At 36.6% G+C, this 21,463-nt stretch carries 18 protein-coding genes and 1 riboswitch; of the genes, 17 read left to right on the plus strand and 1 reads right to left on the minus strand.

Features of this window, described 5'->3' with window-relative positions:
• The first annotated feature begins 11 nt into the window (after positions 1 to 11).
• From CEF19_RS12230 to CEF19_RS12290, 14 genes are all read left to right on the plus strand, one after another.
• Positions 12 to 1,808 carry a sensor histidine kinase gene (locus tag CEF19_RS12230; protein ID WP_227521977.1) on the plus strand — a complete coding sequence of 599 codons (1,797 nt, stop codon included), beginning with the start codon at positions 12 to 14 and terminating at the stop codon, positions 1,806 to 1,808.
• A 627-nt stretch (positions 1,809 to 2,435) separates the two neighbouring features.
• On the plus strand, positions 2,436 to 2,612 hold the full coding sequence (locus tag CEF19_RS23175) for a hypothetical protein (RefSeq protein WP_157800954.1): 177 nt from the start codon (positions 2,436 to 2,438) through the stop codon (positions 2,610 to 2,612).
• A 421-nt stretch (positions 2,613 to 3,033) separates the two neighbouring features.
• Complete coding sequence (locus CEF19_RS12235) at positions 3,034 to 3,972, plus strand: carbohydrate ABC transporter permease (protein WP_100406309.1); 939 nt, start codon at positions 3,034 to 3,036, stop codon at positions 3,970 to 3,972.
• Positions 3,972 to 4,799 carry a carbohydrate ABC transporter permease gene (locus CEF19_RS12240; RefSeq protein WP_100406310.1) on the plus strand — a complete coding sequence of 276 codons (828 nt, stop codon included), beginning with the start codon at positions 3,972 to 3,974 and terminating at the stop codon, positions 4,797 to 4,799. Before CEF19_RS12235 ends, CEF19_RS12240 begins: the two co-directional genes overlap by 1 nt.
• A gap of 115 nt (positions 4,800 to 4,914) precedes the next feature.
• Positions 4,915 to 6,213: an ABC transporter substrate-binding protein gene (locus tag CEF19_RS12245; protein WP_100406311.1), complete on the plus strand. Its 1,299-nt coding sequence runs from the start codon at positions 4,915 to 4,917 to the stop codon at positions 6,211 to 6,213.
• A gap of 115 nt (positions 6,214 to 6,328) precedes the next feature.
• A complete protein-coding gene (locus tag CEF19_RS12250; protein WP_100406312.1) occupies positions 6,329 to 8,131 on the plus strand; it encodes a sensor histidine kinase in 1,803 nt (600 codons plus the stop codon).
• Entirely contained in the window at positions 8,112 to 9,695 is a 1,584-nt protein-coding gene (locus tag CEF19_RS12255) for a response regulator transcription factor (RefSeq protein ID WP_198510279.1), read from the plus strand. The genes CEF19_RS12250 and CEF19_RS12255 overlap by 20 nt, the downstream gene beginning before the upstream one ends.
• A gap of 11 nt (positions 9,696 to 9,706) precedes the next feature.
• The gene (locus CEF19_RS12260; protein WP_100406314.1) at positions 9,707 to 10,432 is read left to right on the plus strand and encodes a ThuA domain-containing protein; all 726 of its coding nucleotides are present in this window, start codon (positions 9,707 to 9,709) and stop codon (positions 10,430 to 10,432) included.
• Positions 10,433 to 10,454: 22 nt separating this feature from the next.
• Positions 10,455 to 11,495 carry a Gfo/Idh/MocA family protein gene (locus CEF19_RS12265; RefSeq protein ID WP_100406315.1) on the plus strand — a complete coding sequence of 347 codons (1,041 nt, stop codon included), beginning with the start codon at positions 10,455 to 10,457 and terminating at the stop codon, positions 11,493 to 11,495.
• A gap of 298 nt (positions 11,496 to 11,793) precedes the next feature.
• On the plus strand, positions 11,794 to 12,360 hold the full coding sequence (locus CEF19_RS12270) for an LOG family protein (protein ID WP_100406316.1): 567 nt from the start codon (positions 11,794 to 11,796) through the stop codon (positions 12,358 to 12,360).
• A 183-nt stretch (positions 12,361 to 12,543) separates the two neighbouring features.
• Positions 12,544 to 12,906, plus strand: coding sequence for a 2Fe-2S iron-sulfur cluster-binding protein (locus CEF19_RS12275; protein WP_157800955.1), 363 nt, complete (start codon positions 12,544 to 12,546; stop codon positions 12,904 to 12,906).
• A 108-nt stretch (positions 12,907 to 13,014) separates the two neighbouring features.
• A riboswitch (SAM riboswitch) is annotated at positions 13,015 to 13,120 on the plus strand.
• 98 nt (positions 13,121 to 13,218) lie between these two features.
• Positions 13,219 to 14,355 carry a sugar ABC transporter substrate-binding protein gene (locus CEF19_RS12280; protein ID WP_100406318.1) on the plus strand — a complete coding sequence of 379 codons (1,137 nt, stop codon included), beginning with the start codon at positions 13,219 to 13,221 and terminating at the stop codon, positions 14,353 to 14,355.
• A 101-nt stretch (positions 14,356 to 14,456) separates the two neighbouring features.
• Positions 14,457 to 15,944 carry a sugar ABC transporter ATP-binding protein gene (locus CEF19_RS12285; protein WP_100408297.1) on the plus strand — a complete coding sequence of 496 codons (1,488 nt, stop codon included), beginning with the start codon at positions 14,457 to 14,459 and terminating at the stop codon, positions 15,942 to 15,944.
• A gap of 1 nt (position 15,945) precedes the next feature.
• The gene (locus tag CEF19_RS12290; protein WP_100406319.1) at positions 15,946 to 16,935 is read left to right on the plus strand and encodes an ABC transporter permease; all 990 of its coding nucleotides are present in this window, start codon (positions 15,946 to 15,948) and stop codon (positions 16,933 to 16,935) included.
• Between the two features lie 64 nt (positions 16,936 to 16,999).
• On the opposite strand, the gene CEF19_RS12295 is transcribed toward CEF19_RS12290, so the two are convergent.
• On the minus strand, positions 17,000 to 17,317 hold the full coding sequence (locus tag CEF19_RS12295) for a winged helix-turn-helix transcriptional regulator (protein WP_100406320.1): 318 nt from the start codon (positions 17,315 to 17,317) through the stop codon (positions 17,000 to 17,002).
• A 184-nt stretch (positions 17,318 to 17,501) separates the two neighbouring features.
• Here CEF19_RS12295 and CEF19_RS12300 point away from each other — a divergent pair, with 184 nt between their 5' ends.
• From CEF19_RS12300 to CEF19_RS12310, 3 genes are all read left to right on the plus strand, one after another.
• A complete protein-coding gene (locus tag CEF19_RS12300; protein WP_100406321.1) occupies positions 17,502 to 18,353 on the plus strand; it encodes an NAD-dependent epimerase/dehydratase family protein in 852 nt (283 codons plus the stop codon).
• Between the two features lie 307 nt (positions 18,354 to 18,660).
• Complete coding sequence (locus CEF19_RS12305) at positions 18,661 to 19,650, plus strand: LacI family DNA-binding transcriptional regulator (RefSeq protein ID WP_198510280.1); 990 nt, start codon at positions 18,661 to 18,663, stop codon at positions 19,648 to 19,650.
• Between the two features lie 442 nt (positions 19,651 to 20,092).
• Positions 20,093 to 21,424: an ABC transporter substrate-binding protein gene (locus tag CEF19_RS12310; RefSeq protein ID WP_100406323.1), complete on the plus strand. Its 1,332-nt coding sequence runs from the start codon at positions 20,093 to 20,095 to the stop codon at positions 21,422 to 21,424.
• Positions 21,425 to 21,463 lie beyond the last annotated feature (39 nt).

The raw sequence follows: 21,463 nt of genomic DNA on the forward strand, positions 1-21,463 counted from the left end.
CGGGGATGAGTATGAGACTTTTAAAAAATTTGACGTTTCGCAGTAAAATATTGGCTATGCTCCTGTTAACGACACTTTTATTAAGTAGCTATTCATTTGTGCTGATTAGCTCGATTGATGAAGTAAATCAAGTAAGTAATGAAATTCAGCACAATAATATTCCAGAATTAACTTGGATTTCTTATTGGGAAAAAGAGCTTTCTAATAAAGAGCATATGATAGAAAGCTATATTGCTAATGGCTATTGTTGTTATTTCATTGAAAATTATGAGTCTTTTCTCGAAAATTCTAAAGAACACACACGTCAAGAATTGACATCGGTTCCAGCCTCGTTAGAGCATGTTAAACGAGAAATAGACCTTCTAGATTTTATGGTTATGAATAATGTAAATGGATTGTTAGCAATTGAAGATCTGGCTGCAACGAAAAATTTCTTGAAGGAGCGTTATCTACCTAAATTACATGACATAAAGCAAGAATTAGATAAAGCCGAAGGAAATGTGTTTTCCTCATTAAACAGCCATTCTAGTCACTTTTCCTCTATTATTTCTGAGGCGCTTGTACTCCTCGTATTATTAACGAGTGGGGCGATGATAATATCTGGAGTTGCTGCGTATCGGATAAGTGCTAATTTGACACAGCCTGTTCAAAAAATGATAGATAAAGTTGACCGAATCTCTAAAGGCGAGTATGGGCTAAAGGTTGATGGTACACAGCAAGTTGAATTGCAACAACTTACTCAATCTATTAATCAAATGTCTAGTCGTTTAAAGGATTCTTTTCATACGATTCTTAATGATAAAATTTACCGAGAACAGATTCTTAATTCGTTACCAGTTGGAGTAATTACTATTGATGAAAAGACGGCTGAAGTTTCTTTGAACTACTCGGCAAAGCAATTACTAGGGGATGAATATGATAAAGCCAAAAAGGACTCCCTTTCTAACAATGAAAATCAACTTTTTTGGGGTGTACTAACTTCCAAGGAGATTAGCCATAATCTTAAGGTGCCTTTTCAATCGAAGGAAGGATCCCACGCGTTATTAATATCGCAGGCTGAATTAATGAATCAAAGGCAAGAAGTTATTGGACGGATTGTTTATTTTATAGATATTACAGAAACAGAAGAGTTAGAAAAACGTATGCATCACTCAGAAAAGCTAGCCCTTGTTGGTGAGTTAGCAGCGGGAGCAGCTCATGAAATCCGTAATCCATTAGCAGTTATTGATGGGTTTTTGAGTATTATGAATCATTCTTTTACGGAAGAGGATAAACAGAAATTTTATGTACCATTACTTTTAATGGAATTGAAGAGGATTAACTCCATCATTGAAGAAATGCTGATGTTAACAAAACCCAGTGCACCAATATTAAAAAAGGTGTACTTGGAGGATATTTTTAATGAGATTTTACCTTTAATCGAGCAATCCTCAGTTAATGAACTAATAGAATTTCAGATGAACCTTGAAAGAGTAGCATTATTTATTGACGAAAAACAGTTGAAACAAGTATTTTACAATGTGATTCGCAATAGTGTTGAGGCAATGGATGGGAAAGGTTGTATCTCGATTTATTCCAAGATTAAAGATGGATTTTACCAAATCTTTTTAGAGGATACAGGATCAGGAATTCCGGAAGTTCTTCAATCTTCAATCTTTGACCCATTTTTAACATCGAAAGAGTCCGGTACTGGGTTAGGGCTTACAATAGTTGAACGAATAATTGACAACCACCATGGAGTAATTAAACTCGTGTCCTCATGTGAAACGGGAACGGTATTTATGATTAAACTCCCGCTTGATAATTAATCAAAAAAGATGTCTGGAACTGTTTAAAGGCATCTTTTAGTTTCTACATACGTAGAGTCTATTTTACTTTGAAACCAAACTTTCCTATATTGGATTATTACTAAATGTTCATTACATTTTGGTCAATTTGCTTCAGCAATTATCCCGAAAAAAAACTCAGTCCTTATGAAAAATCTCTGATAAGAGTACTGCTAGAAATTTAGGTTTGCGGGACACAGAGTTGTTAATTAATCAGATAAAAGTACCAGGTAATGTGAAAAGAACGAGATTATTTCACATAAACTCATTAAACGCCAGACGTGTAAGAAAGTTAAATAAAGAATGTGGATGTACTATTTAGTGAATCTTATTTTGAAAGAGCCTTAGACGGTCGTTATTCGACCATTTAAGGCTCTATTTTGTTGTGGACAAACCACGGATTAACGAAGAATGTATAAGTGAATATTAGAAGCATCTGTACACATATATTAAATGTATGATATTTTTCCTGTCAAATTAATGGAATTTATAGGTTTGATTTTAGTAAAGTATAGGGAAGAAGAAAAATGTGCTATTAAAATGTATAAATTGAAGTAAAACCGAGAATGATAGAATACATGTTTCTTACTACGGCGGAGGAGGTATGTCATGAAACAGTATATCTTTTTCAGTCATTCAACGCCTCAAAATAGTAACTATAAAGAATATAAGATTGAGGCGAGTGGAATGATGGAAGCTTTAATAAAAGCAAAAAAGATGAAAGTGGCGATCGAAGCTGAAACCTTTACTCATGTTGACCTACAATTTAAAGGTGTCGTTTACTAAATAACTTTCGAGCGAAGAAATGAATAGTACCCAAAGAGGTTGTGTCATAAGGGAGGTTTAAACCTTATGGCACAACCTCTTTGCAATGTAGCGAAAGGTGTCATAATGTCAGTTCTTCAATGCTTTGTGCTAGCTACCTTTTTAGTTTTTAGATAGCATCCTTTGGCTGCGAATTCCTGTCTTTGGAAGCATTTTAATGAGATTACAGAATAAATGAAACAAAGAGGTAGGAAGGACGAAGGAAGGCGTGTTCCCAGAGGGAATCGCCCTTCTACTGTTATGAACGCGCTATTAAAAAGTAATCAAGTGATCTGACAACAATAAAGTGCACCTTTTTAGTCAATAGAGTTACTATTCTTAAACTAAATGGTTCCTTATAATAAAGTTAAGAAAGCGATTACAAAATGGGCGGTGAATTCAAATGGAAAAGACTTATGAAGTGAAGTTGAAGCCAAACTCCAAAACTAAGTCGGTTACAAAAAGTAGAGCAAAATGGAGTAAAATTCTATCCTATGCTGCATTTGTAGGACCTGCACTTGTTCTATTTCTCATTATACAAATTGTGCCGTTTTTCATGGGTGTGTATTACTCTTTTACATCATGGAACGGAGTTAGTTCAGCTATTGAGTGGGTAGGGCTTGAAAATTATAAACGAATTTTCACAAACGATCCAAAGTTTTTTAATTCCTTTATATTTACAACGAAGTTCATGGTGGCCGCGGTTATTATAAGTAACTTCATTGGGTTTGGGTTGGCATTATTATTAAACGCTGCACTAAAGACAAAAAACATTTTAAGAACCGTCTTCTTTATTCCAAATGTAATTGGAGGACTGTTGCTCGGTTTTATCTGGCAATTTATTTTTGTGAGAGGGTTTTCTGCAGTGGGTGATTTAACAAATATTCCGTTTTTTCAACTAGCTTGGCTAGGAGATGCGAACACAGCTTTTTGGGCAATTGTTATCGTTTTTGCTTGGCAAATTAGTGGATATATGATGGTTATTTATATCGCAGCTCTCCAAGGAGTGGATACCTCATTGCTTGAAGCAGCGAAAATTGATGGCGCTAATGCATTTACTTCTTTAACGAAAATTATTATTCCGTTAATTTTACCAGCATTCACCATATGTTTCTTTTTAACCATTTCAATGGCATTTAAAATATTTGACTTGAACTTATCATTAACTGGTGGAGGTCCGTTTAACTCCACACAATCCGTCGCCATTAACATTTATTCAGAAGCATTTACAAACAATAATTACGGTTTAGGTTCGGCTAAATCCATTTTATTCTTCTTAATCGTAGCTGTGGTAACAACGGTGCAAGTAATGGTCACGAAGAAGAGGGAGGTGCAGGCGTAATGAATCCAAGATACACATCAAAAACATTTGTTCTAGAAATTATGGGGATTATTTTAGGGTTGATTTTCCTGATACCTTTCTACTTTGTTATAGCCAATTCAGTAAAGAGCTTTTCCGAGATTTTAGTCGATGCTGCAGCTTTACCAAGTGATATTTTATTTTCAAATTACGCTAAGGTTTGGGACATTCTAAATTTCCCCTCAGCGTTTATGAATTCATTTTTAATTACCTTTTTCAGTATCGTTGGCCTTGTTATTATTAGTTCAATGGCTGCGTGGAAATTAGTTAGAAGCCCAGGGAAAATTAGTGGAATTCTTTTCATCATGTTTGTTTCTGCAATGGTTATTCCATTTCAGACAGTGATGATTCCTTTAGTTAAACTTGGTGGGATTTTAGGTATTATGAATAGCATCCCTGGGATTGTTATGATGTATTTCGGTTTTGGCGTGCCTCTTTCCATATTCCTGTACCATGGGTTTGTAAAAACGGTGCCCATTGAAATAGAGGAATCTGCAAGAATTGACGGTTGTTCCCAGTTTGGTGTCTTTTGGAGAATTGTGTTCCCGCTTTTAAAGCCAATTACGGTAACAGTCATTATCTTGAACACCTTGTGGATTTGGAATGATTATCTATTGCCGCTTCTTGTTTTACAAGATGCTTCATTACGTACAATTCCTCTTGCAACGAGCTCTTTCTTTGCTCAATATACAAAACAATGGGATATGGGTTTAGCGGCTTTAGTAATGGGAATTACACCGATTGTTATCTTCTTCCTATTTCTCCAGAAGCATATTATTAAAGGAATTGCTTCGGGTTCAATAAAATAATTGAGACCTGAATGTAAGCAAAAAAGGTTATAAATTTTGCTGCTCTACTATTAGAATGGCAAAAGTTAAAAATATGTAAGATAAAAATGAGACATTTTAAGGAGGGCAATACTTTATGAGACGGATTTTATTTCTTTGCTTATCTATGTTGATAGCTGTTGGGATTCTTGTAGCATGTGGTGGGAATACTGAAGAGACAGCACCAGAAAGTAGCGCAGGTGAGGATACAGAGGGGACAACAGATACTGGTGAAGTAGTGACACTTGATTTCTTCCAATTCAAAGTGGAAATTGCGGACCAACTTCGTGCGATGCTTGATGAGTTTGAAGCAGAACATCCTACAATAAAGGTAAATCTTGAAACAGTCGGTGGTGGTGCTGACTATGGTGCTGCCTTGCGTGCCAAATTCGCTTCTGGAGAAAGACCAGATATTTTCAATAATGGTGGTTTCAACGAATTAGAGCTTTGGAAAGAGCATTTAGCTGACTTGTCAAATGAGCCATGGGTTGAGAATGTTCTTCCTATCGGTAAAGTTCCTATGACTGACGATGACGGGGCGCTTTATGGTATGCCAGTTAACTTAGAAGGATATGGATTTATTTATAATAAAGATTTATTCGAGCAAGCTGGTATTACATCACCTCCTACGACACTTTCCGAAATGAAAGATGCTGTTCAAAAGTTAGAAGAAGCAGATATAACGGCATTTGCAGCAGGTTATGGAGAATGGTGGGTCATAGGTCAACATTTGTTAAATATTCCGTTTGCACAACAAGAGGATCCAGCGGCATTTATTCAAGGATTAATGGATGGAACGGAGACATTTGTTGGAAATAAGCATTTCGAAAGCTTTAAAGAAGTAATTGATACAGAATTACAATACGGAAATTCTAATCCACTAACAACTGACTACAATACACAAGTTACGTTGTTTGCTACAGGTGAAACAGCTATGCTCCAGCAAGGAAACTGGACTGAGAATATGATTTATGAACTTAACCCTGATATTAATATGGCGTTCTTACCGATTCCTATAAATGATGAAGCTGATGCAAATCGTTTACCAGTAGGGGTTCCAAATAACTGGGCTCTTCATAAAAACTCTGAGCATTTAGAAGAAGCGAAGTTGTTACTCGATTGGATGGTTTCTTCTGAAACAGGTCAACGTTATATGACAGAAGAATTTGCGTTTATTCCTGCATTTGATAATATTGAGCCAGCGGGACTTGGTGCTCTTGGAGAATCCATTCTCGAATATTCTGTAGATGAGAAGACAATTCCTTGGACGTGGTTCATGTGGCCAGACGGTGCAAGCCAAGATTTCGCGGCAGCAATCCAAGAATATGCAGCTGGTCAATCAGATTACGAAAAAATGTTAAATAGTTTCCAAGCTACTTGGAATGATTTTAAGTAAGTAATCATTTGAGACCTCTCTTCTCTATTCAATGGAAAGCATATCTATACGTAGATGTGCTTTCTATCTTATACTTACCTTATTTAGTGTTATAAGAAGAAGGGGAGGACTCTATGTGATAAAGAAAAGCATTCGGAATAAATTAATCGTATTGCTATTACTTATTACGGTTATTCCTTTTGGGAGTTCTATAGTAATTACATATATTTATACGAAGGATTCGTTAAACGATAAAGCCATTCAAGAAAACTTGAATTTACTTTATCAAGGGAAAGTAAATATTGAAACAAATATTAAAGAGTTAAATAATTTAACACTGTCAATTTATCGAAACCCTGATTTTATGAATTACTTAAAAATATCGGTATTTCCTACGGATTATGTATCAATGGGTATTGTAAACACCGCTCTCCAAACCTTGCTTTATTCGGACGACAGTATTAATCGAGTCTATATGTCGATTATCGGTAGTCAACGTCTCATCTCAGTTTCAAGGCGTTCTGCAGTTGTCTACACAGAAAATGTCGTTGATACAGATAAAGAGTACTATTTGAAAGCAAAAGAAAGCCCATACAATCTATATGTTGAATCGATGTATAATCCACGTCCTGAAGTTAAACGTTCGAATTCATTTACATTACACCGAGCGTTTATAAATGTACCTTCAGATAATTTACTAGCCTATATTTCTTTAGAAATGAATCCAGATAAAATAGCGGAGTTAAGTAATTTTCTTTACGACGAGTCAATTGAAGAGTTTTATATCCTTACACCCGAGGGCAATTTTATTTTTAGCTCGCAAAATGGGGAGTATGGCTTAGCGGGTGAAAATAAATGGATAAATGAACTTTTAAAAACAGAAGAGAAACGAGGCTATATCGAGTGGAGCGATAATTATTTTGAAGGGGTAATGGTGTATGAAAAAACGGATGAAGCTACAGGTGACTGGATATTGGTCAAGAGGCTTCCTTATACCACTCTCCACGAAAGTGCCTATGATGTTGCAATGATTAATATTATATTTGGCGTGATAGGGCTATCACTTGTCATTCTCGCAACATTTTTAGTTTCTGTAAAAATAACGTCCCCAATCCGGGTATTAGTTCAAAATATTAAGCAAGTAGAAAAAGGAAATATGCAAGCGCAATTTGAATCGTTAGGAAATGATGAAATTGGAATTTTAGGTGATAGATTTAAAAAGATGATTGAAAGGATCAATCAGCTGATAAATCGAGAATATAAGCTAGAAATTGAAAATAAAACCAATCAATTAAAGGTACTTCAATCCCAAATAAACCCACACTTTTTGTATAATGCCCTTCAATCAATAGGTACGATTGCACTTAAAAATAAAGTGCCGGAAATTTACACATCGATTACTGAGCTCTCGCAGATATTAAGATACGGTATGAATACCGATGAAGGAATTGTCACGTTGAGTAAAGAAATCAACTATACAAAGTCATATTTGCTGTTGCAAAAACAAAGATTTGGAGAAGACTTTGAGTACTCTGTTATCGTTAATCAAGATGTGCTGAATATTCGTGTGCCGAAAATGATTATTCAACCTATTATAGAGAATTATTTTAAGCACGGGTTTGGAAACCGTGATGGGGTTGGAAGGCTCAAAGTACAGTGTGAGCTAGTGAATAATGAATTGGTGATTACAATCGAGGATAATGGAGTAGGTGTAAGCGCGGAAAGGCTTGAGGATATCCATCGCCATCTAAATGCTGAGCATAACCGCGGGAAGGGAGATACAAACATCGGACTGAAAAATGTCTATGTCCGCTTAAAACTTTATTATTCTGAAAAGGCCATGTTAGAACTAGAAAATCTCGAGGAGGGTGGCTTTCTTGTAACGTTGAGGTTACCTGATGAAGTGGAGGTTGACAGGCATGAAGGCAATCATAATTGATGATGAGAAGCATGTTCGTGAAGGTCTACTCCTGCTAGCAGAATGGGATAGGTTTGGGATCGAAACAATTTATGAAGCAGCTGATGGCGAAGAAGCGATAGAAATCATCACGGAGCATCAGCCAGAAATTGTGTTTACAGATATGAGCATGCCAAGAAGAGACGGGATAAATTTGTTGAAATGGATTCACTCCTCTAAGCTAAATTGCAAAACAATTGTTGTTAGCGGATATGATGATTTTCATTATATGAGAAACGCGATTGCATTTGGGAGCTTTGATTACATTCTAAAACCAATTCAGCCAGGTGTATTAAATGATACTTTGGCCAGGGCCGTTCAGGAATGGAAGGAGCAGAGGAATAACCGATTGTCAACGCTTGAAAAGAATCGGGTGATTAATGAAGTCCGTCCGCTTTATTGGGATTACCTTCTTTCGAGTGCTTTAGATAAAGGGAAGTGGACGAAGCGTTCTATAGAACAAATCAATAAAGAATATGAAGTAGATGTTGCGTTTACTCCGATTACGTTGGCTATTTTACCAATAAATATGATGATTAAGAAGCGTTATCAAGGTGATGCTGATTTAGCTTTTTTCTCTTTATTAAACATTAGTAATGAAGTGATGAGTGAACGCAAATCCGGGGTCGCTTTTCGAAACTTAAATCAAGAAGACGAATTAATCCTTCTTTTCTGGAAGGAAGCTGGAATAGTAGATGCTGTTGAAACTATCGCGACTATGATTCATCAATTTACGAAAGTTCATTGTACGATTGTAATTGGTCAAACATCAACACAAATCTACGAAGTGTATGATTCAGCTGTTCAATCACTAAAAAAAATAAACTTGTTAGAGAGCGCATGGAACACGACAGTCGTAGCAAATAAACAGTTAAAAACCTTGCCTGTTCTTCACCTGTTTGATTACTCAGAGGAAATTAAATGGTCCATTCAAAGTGGTAGTACCGAGCAAGTTGACGAGATTTTAGAAAGAGTTTATAACACATTTGATAAAAATAAATATTTATCAATAGAGCAACTTGAAATTTGGGAAAATCAATTTGCGATATTAAAAGACCACTGGTTAAACGAATACGAAATTAATAAGCAAGACCCGTTATATCAAGGGGTTGATTATTGGAATAATGATGGTATGTTCTCGTTTACAAAATTTAAAGAGGAAAAGAGAAAAGAGTTTCACGATTTAATACAAACAGTATTTAATGTTCAATATAAAAAAGAAAAGAACAGTGTCCAAATGATCGAGGAGTATCTTCGTGATAACTACCAACGAGATATTAAACTTCAAGAGATTGCAGAACGTTTCTTTTTAAGTAGAGAGTACATTTCTCGAAAGTTTAAAGCAGATTACCAAATGACAATTACCGATTACCTAACGAAAATCCGAATAGAAAAAGCAAAGGAGTTATTAGAAAACCCATATTTAAAAATTTATGAAATTGCTGATTCTGTTGGTTATCAAAATGATAAATATTTTATTAAAGTCTTTAAAAAGCTAGAAGGAATGACACCGAAAGAATATCGAGCAAAAAAAACGAAATCATAGGAGGCTTTTACATGTTAAATGTTACGGTTTGGAATGAAAATCGTCATGAACAAAAAAATCCGCTTGTTAAAGAGGTATATCCAGAAGGTATTCACGGAGCCTTAGCAAGCTTTCTAATGGGAGAGAACGTTCAAGTTCAGACGGCGACATTAGATGAAGCAGAGCACGGTCTTACGGATGACGTGTTAGCTAAAACAGATGTATTAATTTGGTGGGGACACTTAGCTCATGATGAGGTAAGCGATGAAATTGTTGCCAAAGTTAAACAAAAGGTTCTTGATGGGATGGGACTTATCGTTCTTCACTCCGGTCATTTTTCGAAAATTTTTAAAACCTTGATGGGGACAACATGTGACTTAAAGTGGCGGGAAGCAGATGAAAAGGAAAGATTATGGGTTATTGATCCAAGTCATCCAATCGCTGAAGGAGTTGGTGAGTTTATCGAACTCGAAAAAGAAGAAATGTACGGAGAGCATTTTGACATTCCAGCCCCGGAACAGCTTATATTTATGAGTTGGTTTGAAGGGGGAGAAGTTTTTAGGAGTGGTTGTACCTACCAACGAGGAAAAGGGAAAATCTTTTATTTCCGTCCCGGTCATGAGACATACCCGACTTATTACCACGAAGATATTCAGCAAGTTATTAAAAATGCTGTGAAATGGGCTACGCCTACTAAGTTACCGAAGCCTGTTTATGGAAATGCTAAACCATTAGAAATAATAAAAGTAAAGAATTAAAAACGTAAGAGTGGTGTTAACTATGGAGAAAATTAAAATGGGAATAATCGGGGGTGGCGGAATTGCTCAAGACCGCCATATTCCAGCTTATCAACTTCTATCAAAAGAGGTTGTTCTTGAAGCGATTTGTGATGTGAATGAAGCCACGGCACAAACGGTAGCTGAAACATTTGGCATTCGACATGTATTTACTGACTACCATGATATATTCGAACATGTTGATGCTGTCACGATTTGTACACCAAATAAATTTCATGCAGAAATTACGATTGCTGCATTAGAAGCAGGTGTTCATGTCCTTTGTGAAAAACCGATGGCAATGAATACTGAAGAATGTGAGGCGATGATTGAGGCAGCAAATAAGTCTGGGAAAGTTCTCTCAATTGCCTATCACTACCGGTATATGAAAGATTCACAGGCAGCAAAAACAATGATACAAAAAAATGAAATTGGTGAACCCATCGTTGCGCGTGTTCAAGCATTACGCCGTAGAAAGGTGCCTGGTTGGGGAGTGTTTACAAACAAGGAGCTTCAAGGGGGAGGGAGCCTTATTGATTATGGCTGTCATTTTCTGGACTTATCATTATGGCTATTAGGTAATCCAAAGCCAGTAGAGGTTAGTGGGACGACTTATAATCATTTAAGTAAGATGCAGAATCAAGTAAACCAGTGGGGAACGTTTGACCATGAAACGTTTGAAGTCGATGATCATGTTACGGCCTACATTAGATTTTGTAACGGTGCATCTTTATTATTTGAAACATCCTGGTCAGCAAATATTAAAGAGGATAAAGAAACTGTAAGTATTTCAGGTCATACAGGGGGAGTTGACCTTTTTCCCTTTGAAATGAACCAAGCAAAGCACGGAATGCTAGTAAATAGTCAAGCTGATTGGTTACCGGGTGAAGACAGTCCTGGAGTTGCTCAGATTAAGAACTTTATTAATTCTTGTTTAGGGAAAGAAGAATTAGTCGTCAAACCTGACGAGGCTTTGCATGTGTCAAAAATTATTGATGCGATTTATGAAAGTAGTGATAGAGGTCAAAGTATTCAACTTAAGTAAGACCAAATACGAGGGGACTGAAAAAGGTCGTCTTTACCTTTTTCAGTGGCTTCGCAAATACAGGTGGATTTGTCTTAAAAGCATAAAAGGATATGATTATGGATCCGTTCACTACTTGCCTTACGATGAGAAAACCACTCATCGTAAGGCTTTTAGAAAATCTAGCGATTCCGTACATTGCTTAGGAGGTGTTCTATAAGGATAAAAACCGTTCTAATCATATAAATCCCGCTGTTGTTATAATTAAATAGCTGATTATAATAGAGAGAGGAACATAAAGCATTGGAGGTTTAATGGATTGGAAAGAATAGCGGTTTTTTGTGGTTCAAGTAATGGAGCATCTCCTATTTATAAAGAAGGCGCTATTCAGTTGGGAACAGAGCTAGCAAAACGGAACATTACACTTGTTTATGGAGGATCGAGTGTTGGGCTTATGGGTGCCGTTGCTGATACGGTCTTAGAAATGGGCGGGAATGTGATAGGCGTTATTCCAAAACTTCTTGCGGAACGTGAAATTGCTCATCTTCACTTAACTGAGCTTCACACAGTACAAACAATGCATGAACGAAAGGCTAAAATGGCTGAGTTATCTGACGGGTTTATTACGATGCCAGGTGGCGCCGGTACGTTAGAAGAGTTTTTTGAAGTATTTACTTGGAGTCAAATTGGTTATCACCAGAAGCCTTGTGGTCTTTTGAATATCAACCAATACTTTGATCCTCTTAATTTATTACTGGACCATATGGTGAGTGAGCAATTTCTCCAAAGACAATATCGTGCAATCGCTCTTAGTGACTCAAATCCAAGTGGTTTACTCGAGAAGTTCATGGCATATCTACCGCCGGCTATAAAAACATATAAGTAGATTCCAACGAGGGCACTGAAAAAGGTTGACTTTTCCTTTTTCAATGCCCTCTAAGTAATGAGCGCAGCCATTTGAATGGTTCCACAGACATATCTCGTGAAAAATTATTTTCAAAATTTCAATTTGAACAAATATAATCTATGTACTATAGTAAGAATAATCAAAGTAAATGAGGTGTGTGACGTGACAGAACGAAGATTTACAGTTGGATCTTTACTTAAGCAGTCAAATCTAGCGAAGGAACGTTTGAACACAAATAAAATAACTGAAAATGAAAACGAATCTAAGAACAAGGTTGTCGTCAAACAGCACGGAACGACCTATTCTGTTGATGTAACAGGTGCGAGAGAAAGTCTACTTGAAGCAGCACTCGGACAGAAGCAAAATCTTGATTACAAGTGTACTAAAGGTACATGTGGTAGATGTGAGGTTGAAGTTATAAGTGGAGTAGACTTTTTATCAGCGATTACAGAAAAGGAAAGCGAGAAACTACAAGATAGAGTAAACGAAGGTCATAGGCTTGCTTGCCAAGTAGAGATGAACTAGTAAGTTTAAAATCGACAAAATTTGTATAGGAATATTATCCATTGACAGCGACTCACATTCCTATTAAAGTAAGATTATTGTTTTTTACTGATATTCTAATAAAATAATCTCTTATTAAGAGTGGCAGAGGGACTGGCCCGACGATGCCCAGCAACCGTTCCATTAGGAAACGGTGCTAATTCCTGCAAAACGTTTCTGTTTTGAAAGATGAGAGAGGCTTATCTATGATGAAACCTCTCCTTATGGAGAGGTTTTTTGTGTAGGTTCATAAAAAAGAATTATCAGTAAATATGAAAAAGGGGAGTTAGAGAGATGATTAAGTCGTTGTGGAGAAGAACATTATTACCTGTTTTAGCACTTGGTTTTGTGCTAACAGGTTGTGGTGCAGAAGAAACAACTGATAGCACTGGTGAAGGTGAATCAGCTGAAAACGTGGGGGAAACGATTTCTCTAGAGAATGTACCTGAGCGTTTTACCACAGGAGAAAGCACGAAAGTTAAAGTAATTCGAAAAATTGGTGGGGATGATCATACAGCTCAATTTTTAGCCGGTGCCAAAGAAGAAGGAGAAGCTTTAGGCTTTGAGGTAGATATTTTCACAGCAAACGGTACTTCTGAGGCTTTTCATGATGCCATGGCTCAAGCAATTGAAGAAAGTTATGACGGTATTATCATTTCACATGGTGATGATGCAGCAACTATTGATTATGTTCAGCAAATGGCTGATAAAGATATCGAAGTTGTCACATTTGACTCTGAGCCTGGTTTAGCAGAGGTTGAAGGTGTAACTTTGACATCTCAAGATGACGAGGAGTTAGCTACTTTAGCTCTAAACCAGTTAGTAGAGGATTTTAACGGTGAAGCAAATGTTGTTTATCTTTGGGTAGATGGGTTCCCCCCAATGGTTCGACGTAATAATGTATACACAGAAACTTTAGCAAATAACCCTGGTATTGAAGAGATAGAACGCTTTGGTGTAGCTGCTGCGGATACATCGGTTCAAACCCAAAATGCTGTTGCTGCGATGCTCAATAAGCACCCAAAGGGTGAAATTGATGCGATTTTTGCAACGTGGGATGCGTTTGCGATTGGAGCAGCTCGCGCGATAAAAGAAGCAGGTCGCGACGAGATTAAAATTTATGGAATCGATGTTTCAAATGCTGATTTACAAGAGATGCAAGAGGAAGGTAGTTCTTGGGCCTATACTGCAGCTGTTGATCCGAAGCTTGTCGGTGCTGTTAATATGCGCCTATTAGCTAAGAAGCTCGCAGGAGAAGAGACTCCAGACACATACAATCTTGAAGCTTCGTTAATTTCGCAAGAAGCCTTACTACAAGCAAGTGAGCCCGTAAACATGGTGAATCTAATTGATACGGTTGATGGTTGGGGACAATCTGATGCGTTCGAGGAAGATTGGATGAAAAACTTAAAAGACCATTATAGTAAATAAGTAACAAGGTTAAGAGTAAACATTCTTCTTTGAAATAGAAGAGTGTTTACTCTTTCATAGGTTAGAAGGGGGGAGAGAATGTGACCGAAACCCAACTGGTGATGAATGAAATTTCAATTGAATTTCCAGGTGTAAGAGCGCTAAATCAAGTTAATTTCAAAGCATCTACAGGAATGGTGCATGCGTTAATAGGAGCAAATGGTGCCGGGAAGTCAACATTAATGAAGGTTCTCTCTGGTGCCTATACACATTACACCGGAGACATTTTGATGAACGCAGAACCTGTTACGATACGTTCTCCAAAGCACGCACAAAGCTTAGGAATACAAATCGTCTATCAGGAAGTTGATACAGCATTAATCACGTCACTAACGGTTGGTGAAAATATCATGCTAAATGATACGGTGAACCAAATGAAAAACAAACATTTGATTCATTGGAGAGAACTTCACCAACGGGCAACGGGTATTTTAAATAGTATGAATATTAAGGTTTCCTCCAAAGCACTTGTCAGCGAATTAACGTTAGCTGAGAAGCAAATGGTCTTAATCGCAAGATCTATTTCTACAGAATGTCGATTCTTGATTTTAGATGAACCAACTGCACCATTAAGTCATTCAGAAGCATTAGAACTATTTAGAATAATTAAAGAGTTAAAGAAAAAGAATGTGGGTATTATTTTTATCTCTCACCGCCTGCCCGAACTATTTACAATTTGTGATGAGATTACGGTAATGAGAAACGGAGAATTTGTAGCAAGAGAAGCTATTTCAGATACGACACAAACTAGAGTCGTAGAGCTAATGTTAGGAAAGAAACTAGAAGAACAATTTCCAAATAAACATACAAATATTGAAAAACCTGTCCTAGAAGTTCAAGGACTCTTTGATAAAACGAAGCTTAAAGATATAAATTTCACGGTTCAAGCTGGAGAAATAGTTGGAATTGCGGGTTTAGTAGGTGCTGGGAAAACGGAATTATGTAAAGTGCTTTTCGGCTACACAGCAAAAAGCAAAGGAACAATTAGATTAAAGGGGAAGCGGCTCAAGCTAAAAACCCCTTATGATGCAGTGAAGTCCCACATCGCATTAGTTCCTGAGGAGCGACGCAAAGAGGGTGTATTAGTAGAAGAGTCCGTTATGACCAATTTAACGGCCTCAAGTTTGAACCGATTTACTAGTCCCTTTGGTTTTCTCAACGTGAGATCAGAAAAAGAGAAAGCAGTCGAAATGATTAATCGACTTAATATAAAAACGCCTTCTCCTGAGACGATTGTCCAGCATTTATCAGGTGGAAATCAACAAAAAATTGCAATTGGAAAATGGCTCATTGCCGACGCTGAGGTATATATTTTTGATGAGCCAACAAAGGGTGTTGACGTTGGGGCAAAAAAGGATATTTTCGACCTCATAATAGAGTTAGCTAGACGTGGGAAAGCTGTGCTATATGCTTCCTCTGAGCTTGCAGAAATTATCGGAATCACCCACAGAGTTTACATTATGTATGATGGACAGTTTGTTAAAGAGTTAGAAACAGACCAATCCAATGAAGAGCAACTTTTATACTATTCAACAGGAGGGGAGGAATAAGATGAACCTGGAAAGCGCGAGACAAAATAAAAAAAGTATAGATTGGTTTAGTTTTCTTTATAAATACGGAACGATTGTTACGATTGTTGTTCTAATTCTTGTATTTGCTTTGTCCAACCCGGCCTTTATTCAGTCGAACAATTTAATCAATATCCTTCGTTCGATATCTATTGTTACTATTATTGCAATTGGCATAACGATATCTTTAACAGTCAATGGCTTTGATTTATCGGTTGGTTCAGTTGCTTCACTTTCTAATGCTGTTGTTATTTCAATGTTTGTTTGGTTTTCTCAAAATACATTGATTGCAATTTTTTCTGCAATCATAGCTGCATTATTAGTGGGAGCATTTAACGCATTTATGATTGTTAAAGTGAAGATACCTGATATGTTACTAACACTAGCGACGATGTTTATTATTCAGGGAATTGCCCTCACTTACACGAGGGGTTCAACAATTTCTCAAAATATGGTTATGCCAGATGGGAGCTTTGCAGAGGGATTAATTACACCTTTTTTCAAAAAGATTGGTCAAGTTCCTTGGATTATTCTTATTATGCTTGTTGTTGTCGTTGCAGTTCATATCTTCCTTACCTACACGAAGCATGGACGGTATATGTATGTAATAGGAGGTAACCAGGAAGCGGCACGTCTTTCGGGGATTCCAGTGAATAAGTATAAGGTGATTGCCTATCTCCTCTCAGCTTTGTTTGCAGCCATAGGAGGGATTGTCCTTGCTTCGAGAATTATGACAGCTGAAATTAGTGCAGGTGCCCCTTACTTAATGGATTCTGTTGCAGCTGCATTCATTGGCTTTTCAGTATTTGGTGCAGGGAAACCTAATGCCATAGGTACATTTTTTGGTGCCGTACTCATTGGGATACTTGCAAACGGGTTGGTAATGATGTCTGTGCCATACTACGCCATGGACATTGTAAAGGGAACTGTTCTAGCATTTGCCCTCGCATTGACCTATTATAAATATAAATAAAAGAGGCCAATGAAAAGGTGCGATTTCACCTTTTCATTGGCCTTTCAGCAATGTTCTATTTCCTTTAGGTCCAGTGAGAACCCCAAATTTTCATTTCCTTTAATATTTTATTTAAGGCATGCCCTTTCTCTGTCAATGCGTACTCAACTGTAACAGGAACCGTTGCGTAGACTTTTCGAGTAATTACACCGTATTCTTCTAAATGTCGTAAGGTATCAGTTAAAGCTTTAGGACTAATTTTATGGATGGCTCGTTGTATTTCACCAAACCGTTTCGTTCCTTCAAAAAGTTCTCTTAAAATTAAAAAAGACCATTTTCCTCCAATAATATTTAGTGCTTTTTCAATGGAACATTCAATGGCCACCTGTTTAATTTCACTCATGCTTTTAGCGCCTCCTCTAAAATTTATAATTACTATAAAAAGTATATTAACTCACATAAAATTAATTATAGCAAATATTTTTCAGTACTTGTAAAGAAAGGAGAGAAATTATAACCTCTTACTGTACTGAAAAAGTAAATGTAAAAGTTTTCTTAAAATAATAACAGAAGCAGAGGTGTAGATAATGAAAAAAGTAGTTGTTACTGGAGGTAGTGGTCTACTTGGACCGAGTGTTGTTCGTGAGTTTGTAGAAAGAGGTTACGAAGTTGTTAACGCAGATATCAAACATCCACAGGAGGCATTATGTAAAACAGTAATTACGAACTTAGAGGATTTAGGAGAAGTACATGGAGTACTAGCTGGTGCTGATGCGGTTGTCCATCTAGCGGCCATACCTGTTGCTTATTCTCATCCAAATGAAGTGACATTTAGAAATAATGTGCTAACAACGTATAATATCCTAGAAGCGGCTGCGAATCTTGGGATTAAAAAAGCAGTTATTTCGTCAAGTGAATCTTCATATGGAATCGTATTCTCAAAACAAGATTTAGAACCAACTTATGTGCCCGTCGATGAAGCCCATCCTCAGTTACCAGAAGATAGTTATGGTCTATCAAAAATTGTTAATGAGGAAACAGCCAAAATGATTAACCGCAGGACCGGAATGCAAGTTGTTTCAATGCGCTTAGGAAATGTCATCACTCCAGAAATGTATAAGAAATTTTCTAGCTTTGTAAAAGATCCTGAATTAAGAAAAACAATTTTATGGAGTTACATTGATTCAAGAGATGCTGCAGTGGCATTTCGGAAAGCTGTGGAAACAGATGGTCTTGGTGCAGTGGCTTTAAACATATCTGCAGATGATACAAGCATGGATATACCAAGTAAACAGCTTATGGAAGTTTGCTTTCCCAACGTAGCTTTTCGTCCAAACGATTTAGGAGAATTTGAAACACTTCTATGCAATAAAAAGGCGAAAGAACTATTGAATTGGCAACCTGTTCATCAATGGAGAAACTATGTGAAGAACAAATAACCCATGAAAAAAATGTTTAATATTTGGCAGCAGGTGTCTTAATAAGTCAAGAAATGCGACCTTTTGAGCACCTGTTTATTTTTCTAATGAATAGTGGAATGTTTAAATTTATAATTGTTTTTTGAACCCTAAAAAAGGACTTTCATTTAATTGGAAGTACATAATATTTACTTTTCTAGCAAGCTCTAAAATTAAAAGAAAATGAAATAGACAATGGCCGAGGTCATATGTATAATTAAAAACTAAATATATATTTTATTATATACAAAATTGTTTTTAATCGTTGTATGCAAAGGAGGGAGAAAAAGTGAAGTTTACGATTAAGGATATTGCAAATCTATGTGGTGTTTCAGCTGGTACGGTGGATAGAGCGCTTAATAATCGAAAAGGGATTAGCGAGAAAACAAGAAAAAAAATCCTCAAAGTAGCAAACGAAATGAATTATCAGCCTGATTATATGGCTAGAAGTTTAGTAATGGGGAAGACGATGACTTTAGGTATAGTTTTATTTGACCTTTACAATCGTTCTTTTGCGCAATTGATGAATGCAATTGAATTAAAAGCAAGAGAAAAAGGGTATTTTGTCTATATTACCTTAACCGATAAAAACCCTGAAAATGAAATAAAGTGTATTGACTATTTAGTTAATAGAAAAGTTGATGGTATTATTTTGTTTACGGTAAATAAAGGTCAGGAATTTGATGATTATTTAAGTAAATTTAGTGTTCCAATTGTGACAATTTTCAATTATATTTCTGACAACTGGGAGTACGTGGGTATACAGGAAAGAGAGGCCATGAAAGAAGCAGTTGATTATATTGCTAGTCAAGATTATAAACAGCTTATATATATCAGTCCTCCGTTGGCTTATTTAGGAAAGAGAAATATCTATACACAAGAAGAACGTCTCCAAGGGTTTTTAGAAGGTGTTGAAAATACCAATTTAAGTAACGCCCCGGTTATTATCAAAAATAATGAATATATTAAAGAGCTAGAGTCCATATCGTTTAGTAAAGTACAAAAGACAGCTATTGTGTGTTCGACAGATTTATATGCTTTGGAGGTAATGAATTTTTTAAAGGACAAAGGTTTAGATATACCGAGCGAAGTCGGTGTGATGGGATTTGATGATATTGATATGCTTAAATATATTACCCCTAGGTTAACGACTGTTAAATATCCAATTGTTGAAATTGGTGAACGAGCAGTGGAGAGCCTTATTCATAAAATTGTTGAGGGAGAATATTTATCTACGCCGTTGCTAGATTATGAAATTATAAAAGGAGATTCCATTTAATGTCAATAGGGGAATTTAAATTATGCTGTTGACGAATTTCTGTATGGGTGGTACTGTGTATATAACTTAATCAAAACGTTGTTGCTGCTTTCCATGTTCAGTCTTAATTTGATAGATTGTATATTGGCTAAGGAGTTTTTAATTCTTAATTACCGTGTACGTACACGGTTTAGGGGATATTAATAGAAGAAAATGACCGAAAGTTCGTTTTTTAGCTATTATTTTAAAGAGCATTTGTAAGCGCTGTCTTTGATAGTGTCATAAAAAACGAAAATATATTTTAATTATACCGTGTACGAACACGAATTACTAACTCTATGTTATACACCGTAATTTATTCTGAAAAACGTGTACGCACACGTATTTAAGGAGGTGATGGTAGGTTAGCGATGTTGTTTGAAGTTTTGCAATCTAATATTTTAGAAAGTAAGGGGGAGCAATGATGAAAAGAGGTAGTTTGCTATTTTTTCTTATTAGTTTAATGATTATGGTGCTAACGGCTTGTGGTGGTGATAATGGAGGAAATTCAGAGGGTGCTGATGCTTCCGAAGTAATCGGTGGCGAAAATGAAGATGCAACAGAATTAACGTTTTGGACTTTCCAAGAGTTACACATAAACATTTTTAAGGATGCCGTTGCACGCTGGAATGAAGAATTTCCTGAGCGCCAGATTAAATTGAAGGCGGAAGCGTACCCTTACGATAACATGCATAACAATCTTCTATTAGCCCTACAATCGGGAACGGGTGCACCAGATATTGTTGATATCGAACTTGGGCGTTTTCCAAACTATCTCCAAGGGGAACCTCAATTACTACCGATGAATGACTATGTTGAACCGGTTAAGGATGAATTTATTGAATCGCGTTTTGACATTTATTCAAAAGATGGGACTTACTACGGACTACCAACCCACGTAGGGGCAACAGTTGCTTACTATAATAAAGAGATTATGGATGCTGCAGGAGTTAATATTGATTCAATTATAACCTGGGATGATTATGTTGAAGCAGGGAAAAAAGTTGTTGAAAACACAGAAGCTACGATGGTTACTTTTGAAACGTCAGACTACTGGTCTTACTGGCCTCTTATTAGACAACAAGGTTCAGACTTCTTTGATGCAGATGGTGAAGTCACACTTGATAGTGAAATTAATATCAAAACGCTTGAGTTCATTAATAGTTTAGTTAATGAACACGAAATTGCTCAAATTGCTCCAGGTGGGGAGCACCATGCTGAAGAATATTATGGCTTCATGAATGACGGTGGTGCTGCTTCAATTCTTATGCCGATGTGGTATATGGGACGATTCACAGATTATATGCCAGACCTAGAGGGTAAAATGGTTATTCGCCCAATGCCTAAGTGGACAGAAGATGGTAACCGTTCTGCGGGTGCAGGTGGTACTGGTACTGCTGTTACTAACCAAACAGAACATCCAGATTTAGCAAAGGAATTCCTTGCTTACGCAAAGTTATCTAAGGAAGGCAACATTGCACTTTGGGAAATCATGGGCTTTGATCCACCAATGTGGACAGTTTGGGAAAGTGAAGAAATTAAAAAGGATAATAAATATTACCAATATTTTGGTACAGATATTTTTGATACTTTACTCGAGGTTCGTGATGAAATTGATTCAATTAACATTACAGAAAAGAATCCACTTGTACAGCAAGAGTTGACTACAAACGTTTTAAATAATGTATTAAGAACTCAATCGCAAACACCAGAAGAAGCGCTTAAACAAGCTGCAGAGGCAGTTCGTAATAATTAAGGATGAACTTTGAAGGTAGATAAGGTACATAATTGATAT

It is taken from the genome of Bacillus solitudinis (assembly GCF_002797395.1).
In the GTDB taxonomy this organism is placed as follows: domain Bacteria; phylum Bacillota; class Bacilli; order Bacillales; family Bacillaceae_D; genus Halalkalibacter_A; species Halalkalibacter_A solitudinis.

Bases quoted from the DNA above. Each gene is read 5' to 3' on its own strand.
- CEF19_RS23175 (WP_157800954.1), top strand. From the start codon at position 2,436: ATGAAACAGTATATCTTTTTCAGTCATTCAACGCCTCAAAATAGTAAC.
- CEF19_RS12265 (WP_100406315.1), top strand. From the start codon at position 10,455: ATGGAGAAAATTAAAATGGGAATAATCGGGGGTGGCGGAATTGCTCAA.
- CEF19_RS12310 (WP_100406323.1), top strand. From the start codon at position 20,093: ATGAAAAGAGGTAGTTTGCTATTTTTTCTTATTAGTTTAATGATTATG.
- CEF19_RS12295 (WP_100406320.1), bottom strand. From the start codon at position 17,317: ATGAGTGAAATTAAACAGGTGGCCATTGAATGTTCCATTGAAAAAGCA.
- CEF19_RS12230 (WP_227521977.1), top strand. From the start codon at position 12: ATGAGACTTTTAAAAAATTTGACGTTTCGCAGTAAAATATTGGCTATG.
- CEF19_RS12245 (WP_100406311.1), top strand. From the start codon at position 4,915: ATGAGACGGATTTTATTTCTTTGCTTATCTATGTTGATAGCTGTTGGG.
- CEF19_RS12235 (WP_100406309.1), top strand. From the start codon at position 3,034: ATGGAAAAGACTTATGAAGTGAAGTTGAAGCCAAACTCCAAAACTAAG.
- CEF19_RS12240 (WP_100406310.1), top strand. From the start codon at position 3,972: ATGAATCCAAGATACACATCAAAAACATTTGTTCTAGAAATTATGGGG.
- CEF19_RS12260 (WP_100406314.1), top strand. From the start codon at position 9,707: ATGTTAAATGTTACGGTTTGGAATGAAAATCGTCATGAACAAAAAAAT.
- CEF19_RS12285 (WP_100408297.1), top strand. From the start codon at position 14,457: ATGAATGAAATTTCAATTGAATTTCCAGGTGTAAGAGCGCTAAATCAA.
- CEF19_RS12300 (WP_100406321.1), top strand. From the start codon at position 17,502: ATGAAAAAAGTAGTTGTTACTGGAGGTAGTGGTCTACTTGGACCGAGT.
- CEF19_RS12280 (WP_100406318.1), top strand. From the start codon at position 13,219: ATGATTAAGTCGTTGTGGAGAAGAACATTATTACCTGTTTTAGCACTT.
- CEF19_RS12255 (WP_198510279.1), top strand. From the start codon at position 8,112: ATGAAGGCAATCATAATTGATGATGAGAAGCATGTTCGTGAAGGTCTA.
- CEF19_RS12290 (WP_100406319.1), top strand. From the start codon at position 15,946: ATGAACCTGGAAAGCGCGAGACAAAATAAAAAAAGTATAGATTGGTTT.